10 protein-coding genes are annotated in these 11,822 nt (G+C 57.9%); 3 read left to right on the forward strand and 7 right to left on the reverse strand.

The window, feature by feature from the left end; translation table 11 throughout:
- Positions 1-206, forward strand: a 206-nt coding sequence (locus tag IFS44_RS21990; protein ID WP_206757899.1) for a hypothetical protein, incomplete at its 5' end; no start/stop codon positions are given.
- 176 nt (positions 207-382) lie between these two features.
- On the opposite strand, the gene IFS44_RS21200 is transcribed toward IFS44_RS21990, so the two are convergent.
- The 7 genes from IFS44_RS21200 to IFS44_RS21230 form a co-directional block, all read right to left on the reverse strand.
- The gene (locus IFS44_RS21200) at positions 383-1,144 is read right to left on the reverse strand and encodes an energy transducer TonB (RefSeq protein WP_206757900.1); all 762 of its coding nucleotides are present in this window, start codon (positions 1,142-1,144) and stop codon (positions 383-385) included.
- 184 nt (positions 1,145-1,328) lie between these two features.
- Entirely contained in the window at positions 1,329-2,201 is an 873-nt protein-coding gene (locus IFS44_RS21205; RefSeq protein WP_192100063.1) for a hypothetical protein, read from the reverse strand.
- Between the two features lie 194 nt (positions 2,202-2,395).
- Positions 2,396-2,551 (reverse strand): hypothetical protein, encoded by a 156-nt coding sequence (locus tag IFS44_RS21210; RefSeq protein ID WP_192100065.1) that lies wholly within the window; start codon positions 2,549-2,551, stop codon positions 2,396-2,398.
- Positions 2,552-3,407: 856 nt separating this feature from the next.
- Positions 3,408-4,145: a TonB family protein gene (locus IFS44_RS23025; protein ID WP_446740873.1), complete on the reverse strand. Its 738-nt coding sequence runs from the start codon at positions 4,143-4,145 to the stop codon at positions 3,408-3,410.
- 871 nt (positions 4,146-5,016) lie between these two features.
- A complete protein-coding gene (locus IFS44_RS21220; RefSeq protein ID WP_192100069.1) occupies positions 5,017-5,757 on the reverse strand; it encodes a response regulator transcription factor in 741 nt (246 codons plus the stop codon).
- 583 nt (positions 5,758-6,340) lie between these two features.
- Positions 6,341-9,565: a TonB-dependent receptor domain-containing protein gene (locus IFS44_RS21225; RefSeq protein ID WP_244650500.1), complete on the reverse strand. Its 3,225-nt coding sequence runs from the start codon at positions 9,563-9,565 to the stop codon at positions 6,341-6,343.
- Positions 9,566-10,038: 473 nt separating this feature from the next.
- On the reverse strand, positions 10,039-10,800 hold the full coding sequence (locus IFS44_RS21230) for a CPBP family intramembrane glutamic endopeptidase (RefSeq protein ID WP_197977997.1): 762 nt from the start codon (positions 10,798-10,800) through the stop codon (positions 10,039-10,041).
- Between the two features lie 113 nt (positions 10,801-10,913).
- On the opposite strand from IFS44_RS21230, the gene IFS44_RS21235 reads away from it, so the two are divergent.
- Both IFS44_RS21235 and IFS44_RS21240 read left to right on the forward strand, forming a co-directional pair.
- The gene (locus tag IFS44_RS21235) at positions 10,914-11,366 is read left to right on the forward strand and encodes a hypothetical protein (protein WP_192100071.1); all 453 of its coding nucleotides are present in this window, start codon (positions 10,914-10,916) and stop codon (positions 11,364-11,366) included.
- Positions 11,356-11,673, forward strand: a complete 318-nt coding sequence (locus tag IFS44_RS21240; RefSeq protein ID WP_192100073.1) for a transcriptional regulator — start codon at positions 11,356-11,358, stop codon at positions 11,671-11,673. Before IFS44_RS21235 ends, IFS44_RS21240 begins: the two co-directional genes overlap by 11 nt.
- Positions 11,674-11,822 lie beyond the last annotated feature (149 nt).

Consider the following 11,822-nt stretch of genomic DNA (forward strand, 5'->3'; position numbering starts at 1 on the left):
GGCCAATGACAGCGGAACTTACGCAGCTCCCGGCTCACGGCTTTCCACACGGTCTGCAGGACATGCGCGACATCCTTGCCGGATGCCGATTTAGAGATTGGGCAGGGTTCCGCGCCGCCAAAGCCGGTCAGCTGAGGATTCCCGATTTCCCGTGTCGTTCAGGCCATTTCGGGAAATCGATTTGGGAACAGATTTCGGGAAAATGACATCCGATACGATGCTTTTCCGAGCATTGAGCCGGGCTTCCCGCTCCGCGTTCCCACTCGAGACGCCGGTTTGGCGGAAATCGCCGATCGTGGGTCCATCATGGAGCATCCCGCCTGCGTCGAAGCTGTCGTTCGGCTTCTGCGCCGCAAAAATTGCAGGCGTTGAGCCCCTTTTATCACCATCGCTGAACTACGAACGGGGTGGCGGGTTGCCAGTTGATCCGTCGGATCCAGACCGATGCAATTGGCTGGCCCCCTGCGCCAACGGCAGGACGGAACCGTGCCCGCGAGGTAGCCAGTTGGCAGGTAAGGTCCTCGAATGCCTTGTCGCCGCCTGCCTTTGCCACCTCGCAACTCGTCACCAATCCATCAGCCCCGACCATGAGGCGCATGACGACGATTCCGCCCAGCCCGCCTCGGTTTAAGCTTGTTGGAAAGTCATTAGCACGGAACCAGCCCACGGGATCGTTCGCCGGCTCTGGCGCACTTTTCCGCTGTCGCTGTTCTACCGGATCGAGGCGCCAGGTAGTAATGAGGTCGTCCATGCACTTATCGAGTGCCGATAGCGCTCCCTTCATCGATCCAAGCTCGAGTTGCACAGAATAACGCCGCGCGAAATTCACGCCTAGCCTCGTTTGTTGATTTGCAGCTACATCGTGGCGCAACGCGATCGGTAGATCCAGGTCGGGCTGGAACCTGATAGTGCCCGGCGAGTCCTTGCCAGCAGCATAACCACGGGCGTGCATACCGGGCACTTGCGCCACCGTAGAAGTACTGACTGCAACATCGGACTCTTCAGCCGTCGCAGGCATTCGCGGGCCGGCCAAGGCCATTTCGAGCACGTCATCAACGTCCAGTCGGCTGAGTTGCAGCGTGACCCGATCATTACCTTCGCTGAAAGAGCGAAGCAGCCGGCATTCGGACGGCGCATAGTCCATCTGCCACTTGGATGTCGGGATAAGTGGCGGGCGACGTTCTGCCGCAGCGAGGCCGTGATCGGCGAAGATTCCAGTTGCGATAACCGCTAATATCCACTGTGTACGCACTGCGCCCCCCCTCTTTTATCCCTCTACCTATCTGACACTGCAGAGGGCGACAACTGCTGTGATTGGGGCAAGACGATCATCGTACGCCCCCTGCCCAAGAACTGGCCCGTTGCCAGCTTCTAGCGCCAATTTCTTGCCGCTTACTGCTGGGTGTTGCAATTGCACTCGTGCCATTTGTCGGTAGCGCCGCGGTCGTCGGGACCCCGAGCTCATAGGTGGCATCCCACTGCCTGTCGGCAGCAGTTGAATATGTGATGGCGCATGCGGCCCGACGAGGATCTCCGTTAACGTGTGGGCGACATCCGTCATCCTGGCAGTTCCAGGCCTTTCCACCATTACCGTCAATATTGATCGTTACGGTGCGCTTGACCGGCATTATCGCTCCCGCGGGTACGATCGTGCGGTCGCCGATGGTGATCGGTTTTCGCATAGCATGGAGATTGCCAACGTAGGCCAAAATGATCGCATCGTCGGGCGCTGCTATCTCCGTCCAGGTTTGTGCCATTGCAGCATTGCGTTCCTGACCCTCCGCAGTCGAACGTCCGACATCGGAAGCGATTACACCGTCGATACGTCCTGCCTGCTTCAATATCCGCAGTCGCTCGAACAGGCGCATGAAGGCGACGCTGCCGCGTCCATCCTGAAGTTTTGACGTGAACAGGAACAGCTTCAACAGCACTGCTCGGGCAGCAGATGATCCGTCGAATGCAAGAAATGTGTCGATGGCGGTCTGGTCATCGGAGGTATATTCTACAGCAACAGTCACCGGGCGGCCTGTTGCGCTAGCTAGGCAGACCAGATTGGCGAAGGCATCAGGTGACTCGTTCGTCCCATGCATCTCTCCCACAATGACCCACCGGGTCTCTGGTTGCCACAAGCGACTTGCCCCCGCCACGGGGGCACAGCTGGGTGCGATAGCGCTCAACAGCCCAGCGGCGATGGCAATCATGGTACAGTTCTCCTTTGTCCGAACGCCTTGCAAGTGGAGGCGGCGGTTGCACCATTCGCCGCCGGCCGGATCGCGGACACCAGGTCCACCACATTACTGAGAGCTGCCGGTTGACAGTCCACCACCGTCGGAGATTCCCGCTCAACGATCCTCAATCGAGACTACTCAGGCTGTCTTGATTGGCTGACGCGAGATTACGCAGGATCGTTCGCCACCCTCGCCTTATTCCTTGCTACGCTGCGGTCTGAAAATTCGGCAAAAAGAACCTCAGCCCGGTCGCCGTCCTTGTCACGAAGCGCGGCCTTAGCTTTGTCTAAAAGCTGGTGGTCACTCAATTCTGCGTTGCTCATATCAACCTCCGAATGGCGCTGAAACAGATTGAACGCGACGTTGGCTGCTGTCCAGCGACTGCTTCGTGATCGACAACCGGCCGGGTTGGCGACCGAGTTTGGGCGAGGGCACCGCTCCCAGAAGGGCAGTAAATGGGCGTTCTTGTCCGATCCGACTTTCTCGCGAGGGATCCTATTTTGAAAATCTAAGCTGGCACGGGGCGCGTTGCAAAAGGGGTCCCTTTTGCCGCTAGCTAGGGCACTAATGCTCCTCCAGAATTGAAGCGGCCCGAAGGACTGGCATGATGATCGCGTCTTTATTATTCGCTGCCTTGGCCGCTTCGGCCGCGCCCACCCACGAGAAATCCGAAACTGTTCAAAACCGCAGTTTTTATGCGATTGGTTGGCCATGTGATGGCAGAGGATGCCAGTCCAATCCTCGCGAGCTTGGTCCCAATCTGATCTTTAAAGTGCCCCCCTCAAACGCAGGTTTCAACCGCGCGAAGAAGCTGGGTCAGAGTTGGGGCGTTGTGCTGGAATGTGCGGTCGTGGTTGATCGCCTCGTCAAATGTAAAGTTGCAGACGATTCGGTTGGTTCGGAAGAGGCACGAGGTGTTGCCCTTGGGCTTGTAAGTTTCTTCCGACTTCAGGCTGAAACTCAGGCAGGAAAGCCACTAAGTCCCGCGCAATCGTCGACATCATGTATCAGACAGGCGACTGCCCAAGTTGGACGTGCACCATCACACCGGCGCCCGTACCAATCCCGCCGGCACCGACGCCCCCTCGATAACGCTGCCGACGGCTATCGAAATTGATGCAAAAATCAAAAGTTTTGCATCAAGCAAGGTCCGCAGACTGAGAGCGTCGCTTTGCACCCTCAAGGTTTGGACGGGGTTGGCTTTGGTGCCACATTGAAGACGATTGGGACGACAACCGGCAGGTCGAAAACGTCATCGTTCCGGAACACAGGCCTGATCCGGAACACCCTAGACATAGCGAGTGCCGCTCGGCCGAAGCCGATCCCTTGGGGGCGTTCTGATAGCACCCAACACCGTTTAGGCTTCCCCGGTTTTGGTACGATGCATGCCAGTTCGACATTGCCGGCAATCCGCCGCTCTCGCGCTACGGCGGGCCAATACCGCAACATTTCTTCAAAGGTCGGCATGTGAATCCATTCGGCACGGGCATAACGGAGCGGACCTGGCCCGGAACCGTCCCCTATGCCAATGCCGGCCCCCTCACCCTCACCCTCACCAGCAGATGCCGGACCGGCTAGCTCCGCTGCCGCTAGGTCTTGGCCAAGGGAAGAGGCTATCGTTACGATCGGCGATTGGGGCGTGACCATCGGGGTGGCATCGACGGAGTGTGGTCGCGGGCGCGAGGCAACAGATGGTGATCCTCCCGCCGGTGTATCCACGGACGGCCGCGGTCTATGCCGTGCTGGCGGATTGGGAGGCGGGAGCGGACGGCTGATGTCGAATAGCGTGAGTGCTGCCGATGGTGAGACAGGTGGCGGAGGGGCCTCTCGCGCCAGCAAGAACACAAGCAGGAATGCACCATGGACCCAAATCGTTAAACCAAGCGCGGATCGGTCAGGGACAGGGCGGCGGCTCATGCGATATGCTTACTCAACCGGGTAGGTTCGGTGATCACTCAATCAGCTTACACGGTTGCTAAGCGAGACCTAGTGCCCGCTCAAAAGGCAAGTCATGAGTGCTAGTGTCTTTCCGCTTCGTTGTTCCCTGATGCAAAATACACGGATTGCGCATCAGCCGAAGAACGGCAGGAAACCGCGGGCTTCGGCGATGCAAAACATTGATGCATCTGGGATACCCGTTCGGCTGGTTTCCTGGGGTCCGGCCTGCAAAACGGAAGGTCTGCTTTCCACCAGGTCGCGACGTTCGCGCTGCTGATCGGCATTAATCCGAAGCGGTCAGCCTGCATTCGCCCAATAGCGGACGCTAACAGCCATTGTCTAAAGCAATCCCGAACTGATAGGCTCCGCGAATGTTTCGGGCATGTCTACTCAATATCGCAATCGCCACACTGGCCTTAACGGCGTGTTCAAATCAGAGGGAGAACCCCTCAGATAAGGCAATTATAGTGGAGTCTATGATCTACTATCTTGAGGGCCATCCAGTCATAGATCAGCGTCCTTCCTGCATCAAGCCTCGGATACTCCGCAAAGCATCTAAAGCAAGGATCGACCAGGCCGATAACATCTACGGCTATTTAAACGAAGATGATGCGGCTAATATCAAACTATGCCCTTCTGAACCAGGCCAGGCGACGTATCAGATATACGAACCAAAGGTTAGCGGCGACACAGCCTCAATCGATATAGACTACCATTGCGGGCGCCTCTGCGGACGCGGGGAAAGCTATCGACTTCAACGCAGGAACAGTCAGTGGCGTGTGACCTCACGCGGATCGAGGTGGATTAGCTGAGAGAAAAAGAACGGCAGCTTTCCACCAAACCCGAACATTCAGGGCCGACACGGTATAGCGGTATTTAACTGATACCCTCTGCCTCGAACAGTCTTTATTAAGCTATGGCCGCCATGTTTGTATATCTTTTTACGAAGTCTACTTACAAATACATCAATAGACCGAATATCGTAATCGCTGGAATTTATACCCTTGCCTATAATATCTGAACGGTCTTTAATAAGACCGGGATCGGCAAACAGATTCACTAATATTGAAGACTCTGTTTTGGTCAGGGCTATGACATCACCTGCTGGCGTCAATAGCTGGCATTTATTCGCATTTAATATCCAGCCTCGAAACGCAATCTCTGGTGCCAGAACGTTAGTTCCTTCGTCGAGTATTCCAGATGGTATATGAGAATGAACCTTACGACGGCGGAGCAGCGCGCGCACTCTTGCTTTTATCTCTCGGGGGCTGCATGAAAAAGTGACGCAGTCATCAGCACCCAGCTCTAACGCGAGTACTGTGTCGACTTGGTCATCAGTCTCAGATCTTACTAATAGATAAAATGAATCGTTTCTCGAAGATAGCGTCTGAATTAAAGATACATTGTCTGTATCCAAAATATTTGTATCTAGTATGACTAAGTCATAAATATTTTCGGAAAGGCGGGCAGCCAAAGATTGCGCCGTACCTGCCTGGTCTATGTCGTAAAGCTGCCGAGATAGTGATGTTATGACGCCTCCATCGTCAGCAGGCGAACCAACTATAATGAGTCTCGGCTTTTGGATATTCATTTGCCTTCAAACCATATCCGGATCAATGCTCGAAAATGTCGGCTATAAGGCATAGGTCTGTCTCTCGCATTAACTGACAGGCGGTTCTAGCTTAGGTTTCAAATAGACAAAACCTAGGCAGCAACAATGGCGGTTTTAGCGGTAGCCATCTCGATAGCGAGGGCGCTCTAGCTAGAACCGATGCACTCTCCCAAGCAATGAATCAAACAGCGCTACGCTATGTAAGATTGTCGTAGTCTGGGGTCGGTCCCGGTTGAGGGGGGATTGACACCCCAGCCGCGTTCTAAGTTGTCAGTTTGAATCACCAGGCCTCATTTACGAGAAAGCGGTTTGCATTAGGTTAGAAATATTTCTTTCTTCTGAGAGGGTAAGAGAGGCCGAACACTTTGCTGCTCTGCTTCGGGAGCTCGTCCTAACGATCTCTTCGCGGAAGGGCGTCGTGCTCATGTTCATTAAGACGGCGCTAAAGCGGTATAGGTGGCCTGACCGCGATACGGTTCGTGTTTGACGAACATGACGTTGCAATCTCAATTAAAACCTTCTTTGGAAGGCGGGCCGCCGTATCAGGCGACCCGCCGATCGTTCAGAACTTTGCGCGTGCGGTTACTGCAAAGCGACGGCCGATTGGATCGCCACCGATTGCGCCCGACGTGGGCTGGCTCGCGGGTAGGACGTAGCCGAAATAGTTCTGCCCTTTGCGATTAGTCAGATTGGTGACCGAAAACGTCAGGCGGAACTGCTGGTCCACGTCAAAATAGACATTGGGGTTGAACAGCACGAAATCATTGAGTTCGTCGACCTCGCGGATGTCAGGCCCCCGCGTCACGCGGGAGAACAGCTGTTCGCCGATGTAGTTGGCCGACATCGTAAAGCCGAACCCCTCGCCAATATAGCGGAAGTTGAGCTGTCCCTGGAAGGTTGGATCACCCAATGTTCCGTCGATTCGGACGGGTGCCACGCCTGTGATGTCGTTCACGCGCCGGCGGGTGTAGAAGAACGTGCCGTCGATGCCCGCGCGGCCCGGTAGGCCCAATCCGGACAGCGGACGGATATAGTCCATCTGCGCCTGGATGCCGCTGAAGCGGATCCGGTTGCCGTTGATGAAGCCGCTCGTCACGCCAGGGTTGAGCGGATCGTTGATGACCTGCCCGCCGCGATCACCACCATTGGCCGCGGCCCCGCCCTGTCCAGCTGCATAACGCCGGATTTGCGAGCAAAATGCGTTGCCGTTCGCCGGATCAGCAGCGTTAAAGCTGCTGTTGTCGAAGCAGGACTGCGCGATCGTCGCCACCGTGACGCTAGAGATCGGATTGCTGATATTGATGCGGATATAATCGACCGACAGCGAGAAGCCTGGAATGAAGCGCGGCTGCAACACCACGCCATAGGTGAAGCTGCGCGCCACTTCGTTGTCGAGCAGCGGGTTGCCGCCATTGATGCCCGGAACGGTCGCCGCCGCCGCATCGAGCGGGGTGGCATTCGGGAACGCCGCCAGGAACGCGCCGCAGTTGGCGGCGCGCGTCAGTGGCACCGCGCCTGCGTTAATGTTCGCGGGCGAACAGATATCGGTAACGTTAGTGAACACGTTGGTCTGAGGCGAGAACAATTCGGTGATCGCCGGTGCTCGGAACGACTTGGTGTAGTTGCCGCGGAAGCTGATGTCTTCCACCGGCGCGTACCGGCCGCCCGCCGCCCAAGCGAAGAATCCGCCATTTACCGTATTGTCCACGTAGCGACCGCGGCCAAACACCTCGAGGCTGTTGACGAAGCGAAGTCCGTTCTGCGCGGTGACGAGCGGCACGACCACTTCACCAAACGCCTCATCCACGTTGTACTTGCCGTTGACTGGCAAGATGGCGACCGACCGGCCGAGTCCGGCCTGCTGAAATGCGCTGGGCGTAAAACTGCCCTTCTCCTCACGATGCTCGTAGCCGATGTTGAAGCCGACATCGTTCCCGAACAGGGCGAAGGGGCTGCCGCCGACATTGGCGTTGAAGATATATTGCTCAAGCCGGCTGGTCGTAACGTTCGTGGAAATGACATAGTCGCGCGCCGCTTGGCTGGCAGCGCCCTCACCGAACAGGTTCAGCGGCACGCAGGCCGCATCGACGGTCGGCGTGCCGCCAGGTGCTGCCTGGAAGGTCGGCGTCGGATTGCAGACGATCTGCCCGGCGGCATTGCGCGTTACGTTCACAGCGTTGATGAAATTCTGCGCATTGAGGTCCTGACCGGTGTCGGTGATGTCGACCCGGCCGTAGTTTCCGCTGACCTCGTAGTTGAACTTGCGGCTTCCGATGCCGAAGTCGCCCTTCACGCCGAACACGCCGCGGTACAGGTTGTTGGTCGAAAAACCGGTTGGATCGGACAGGTCAAGTGAGGCGCGCGACACGCTGAACCGGTTGACACCTAGAGCGCGGAGCTGGGTTGCGGCCTGCTGCGTCAGGAACGGATTGTCGACGCTGAAAGATGTAGCACCGCTCAAGCCTCCGAACAGGCTCGAGTTGAAGGTCGGCTGCTGGACAAGCTCATCGCCGCGCGAGTGGAAATACGTGCCTTCCGCAAAGAACTTAAGCGCGTCGGATACGTCGAATGCGGCGAAGCCGTTGAAAATGTCGCGCTTCAGCTCGCTGGTCAGCTGGACGAAATCGTTAAAGCGAAACCCGTCGCCGCCGCTTGCCTCCTGTACGCTGAGGAAGCGAACTCCGCGGTTGAACGGAACGAGATTGCCGCTTGGATCGAACTGGAAATTCTGCACGGCCGCACCGACCGCCCCCGTCCCGTTGGCGTTCGCGAACGCCGACGTGATAAGCCCGCCGCGAGTCAGCAGTGGGATGGTGCGATCCACCACCTGCACCGTGCCGGGAAAGCCGTCGGTCGCGGAATCGTTGAAGCCGATTCCGCCATTGAGGCGCCCGTCATTGGTGAAGCTGGTGCCGGCCGGCCGGCCAAGCGTCGCCGCTTGAGCCGTCGTGGGGTTGCCCGCGCCGCCAATATTATCGCGGATGAAGCCGCGCGCGTTGCCGAGGATGCCCTTCTGTTCGTCACGCGTATAGGCCAGCGTGATATTGCCGCGCCCACCCGCGAAATCAAAGCCACCAGCGATCGCGGCATTGTATCGGAAGCCGTCGCCTTCCTGGGTGACGTTGCTCGTTACCTGTGCCCGAATACCCTTGAGACGCGTATCGAGTACATAGTTGATCGTGGCCGCGATCGCGTCCGAGCCATAGACCGGCGCGCCGCCGATCGAGACGACGTCGACATTGCTGATAAGCAGCGTCGGAATGACGTTGACGTCAACCTGCGTCCCCTGGCTACCCTGATTGAAGATGCTGCTGACGTTGGAGGACACATACCGGCGTCCGTTGACAAGCGTGAGCGTCCGGTTCGATCCGAGACCGAAGGTGTTGATAAAGTTCACGCCCTGCCCAAACGATCCCTGCGCACCCGCTGGCGTGATACTGCCCCTGATACCCGGAATTTCGTTCAGCGCATCGGCGACGTTCGTGATGCCGCGATCCTGCAGATAGCGCTGGTTTACGGCAATCGTCGGCTCCAGGTTCTGAATGTTGGGAAGCCGGATGCGCGAACCAGTCACGACGATATCGTTGCTGGCGGCCTCGTCGACGGTGACCGGCGAACCATCCGCGTTAACGCCAGTGGGGCTACCCACCTGCGTTCCGGAGTTTTGCTCCAGCGCCGGATCGGCCTGCGTACCCCCGACCGGCACGGCTTGCGCAAGCGCCGCCGTTGGCATTATTGCGGCCACGATCGCGGTGATCGACGTACGATAGAACAAAGCCTTTTGCATTAACGCCCCCTGAATATGACACCTATGTCATATTCAGAAATAATGAGACGTTACAGCTGTTTATAAGCTTGGCGCACGAAACCTGCATGATGTGCTTTTGTGGCAACAGCCATACCGGTGCAGGCATGCCGCAAAAGCTTGAGACCCTCACTGCACGACCGTCTCAACCTTCTAGAACGACTTGCGGATCAGAAACTCGCCTCCAACGATGACCCTGACGATCTCGTATGTGTCGTTGATCGTCGATAGCTTCCCGTGTCGCATCTGTCGTGCCGGGCGGCGCGAAGGTTCGCTACCTGAAAGAGTAGCAGCGCGTCCGCTTTCCACCAATTCCGGCCGTTCCGCTCACGCCCAGTTGCGGACAATCAAGCGCGCGGCAGCAAAGTCCAATACCAGTCATTTGTTCAGGCAACCTGACCTTGCGAGGGGCGCGCGCAATCTGCCCTGCTCGTACAGTTCAGGTCACGGTCTCCCTACGAGGCCGCGACGGCCCACCTCGGCGCTTTACGCGAGATCATCCAGTCCCCGATCGCAGGGCGGATGAAGAAGGCGATTATATCAATGATCGCGTGGGCGATCATGACCCGCATCAACGATCCATGATGAAGGTAGTAAACCGTCAACAGCGCGCCCGCAGCCGTGGTGGCGAGCATCCCCTTTAAGCCATAGTGCGCGTGCGCCAGGCCGAAGCCCAACGCTGACACCACCAGCGAGACCGCAAGCGAGCCCGTGACCTGTAGGAGCAGCAGCGGAAGCGCCAGCCGGAAGAACAGCTCTTCACTGAAACCGGCATTAAGGCTTAGCAACAGCGTGAGAATGGCTTCGCGACGGTTGCGGGGGATCAGCGCTTGGTCCGGGCCCGCTCGCGGCGAGAGGCTTTTCTTAAGCCTCCACCACTGGATCGCGAGAGATAGCCCGATACCGACGAAGAGGCCGATCCCAATCTGCAGCGATCGATCGCTCGAGACCTCTTCATCGGACTGTAGCAACCGGTTCGCCGGTGTGAAGGCCGAAGGAAATCCTTCGAAGGGCCACAGCGCGTGCGCTAGCCAAAGGCTGACGACGCTTGCACCCACGAAAACCAGGAAGCTTTCGACCAGCCATCGGCGGTAGAGGTTCTGCCGCTCCGTCGTGTCGGATTGCGTCTGGAACCGTGCATACGCGGTAATATCCCGCCGCACCCACCACGTTCCCCCGACGAGCATGACCGCGATCCAAGCTGATGAGAGCACCATATTCGTTTCTTCCCTGTCAGTTTCCTTGTTGGAAAGTGATCATTGCTTTCCGTTCAGTTAAGTCGTAAGTTGCTGGTATGGAAAGTGATCGACAGTTCGCGGGAGAATGGTGCATGAACGAGATGGAGGCGGCGCAGTCGCTGGAAATGATGCGGACGACGCGCGGGGCATTGGCCGCGCGGGCGAAATGGTCCTTAGCGCGCCACGCGGCGGTTGGACTGCTGTTGGGCGGGCTGATCGCTGGCTATGCGCTGCCGGGTCCATGGCCGATGGTCTTGGCTGGCGCATGCATGGCCGCCACGGCGATGGTCGTCGCCCGCGATCGGCGACGGGACGGATTCTTCGTCAGCGGGTATCGGTCCGGGCGCACGTGGTGGGTGACGTTCGCGATGCTGCTGGTCGGGTTGGCTGCGCTGGTGGGCGCGATCGTCCTAAAGCAGCGCTATGGCATTACTTGGGCGCCGGTCGCGATTGGAGGCGGCATGGCGGTGTTCGCTACGATAATGAGCATCGTGTGGGAGCGGATGTACCGGCAAGAGTTGGATGGAGCGCGGCATGGGTGCTGAACGGCTGGATTCGCTAATCCACCCTCCGGCGCGGCTACAACTAATGGCGTTGCTGGCCGACGTGAGCGAGATGGAATTCGGGACTGCGCGCGACATCCTGGGGGTCAGTGATTCGGTGCTGTCCAAGCACCTCGCGCAATTAAGCGATGGTGGATACATCGAGTTGCGGAAGGCTACGGTCAACACCCGGCAAAGGACTTGGATCGTCGGCACCGCGGCGGGGCGAAAGGCCTTCAAGGGGCATGTCGCGGCGTTGCAGGCACTTGCGTCAGGACGGGTGCCTTCGACTGCGTGTCAGCAAGCGTAACGTATGAGACCGGGTTGCGCAGACGGTGTAGGAACGGCTTGATCGACAGGCTTACACGAGAAAGTCTCGTTTCCGCGTTCCACGAATTCCAGACATTCCGCTTCCGCCCGATTGTGTTGAAAAAGTCGGCCTTGCAGTGGTGTCGGCGG

The organism is Sphingomonas sp. CFBP 13706 (genome assembly GCF_014842355.1).
GTDB lineage: Bacteria > Pseudomonadota > Alphaproteobacteria > Sphingomonadales > Sphingomonadaceae > Sphingomonas > Sphingomonas aerolata.

What these genes read in the sequence shown, in the direction of transcription:
- IFS44_RS21220 (WP_192100069.1), bottom strand. Translation starts at nt 5,757, where the DNA reads ATGAATATCCAAAAGCCGAGACTCATTATAGTTGGTTCGCCTGCTGAC.
- IFS44_RS21225 (WP_244650500.1), bottom strand. Translation starts at nt 9,565, where the DNA reads ATGCAAAAGGCTTTGTTCTATCGTACGTCGATCACCGCGATCGTGGCC.
- IFS44_RS21205 (WP_192100063.1), bottom strand. Translation starts at nt 2,201, where the DNA reads ATGATTGCCATCGCCGCTGGGCTGTTGAGCGCTATCGCACCCAGCTGT.
- IFS44_RS21230 (WP_197977997.1), bottom strand. Translation starts at nt 10,800, where the DNA reads ATGGTGCTCTCATCAGCTTGGATCGCGGTCATGCTCGTCGGGGGAACG.
- IFS44_RS21210 (WP_192100065.1), bottom strand. Translation starts at nt 2,551, where the DNA reads ATGAGCAACGCAGAATTGAGTGACCACCAGCTTTTAGACAAAGCTAAG.
- IFS44_RS21200 (WP_206757900.1), bottom strand. Translation starts at nt 1,144, where the DNA reads ATGGACTATGCGCCGTCCGAATGCCGGCTGCTTCGCTCTTTCAGCGAA.
- IFS44_RS21235 (WP_192100071.1), top strand. Translation starts at nt 10,914, where the DNA reads ATGAACGAGATGGAGGCGGCGCAGTCGCTGGAAATGATGCGGACGACG.
- IFS44_RS23025 (WP_446740873.1), bottom strand. Translation starts at nt 4,145, where the DNA reads ATGAGCCGCCGCCCTGTCCCTGACCGATCCGCGCTTGGTTTAACGATT.
- IFS44_RS21240 (WP_192100073.1), top strand. Translation starts at nt 11,356, where the DNA reads ATGGGTGCTGAACGGCTGGATTCGCTAATCCACCCTCCGGCGCGGCTA.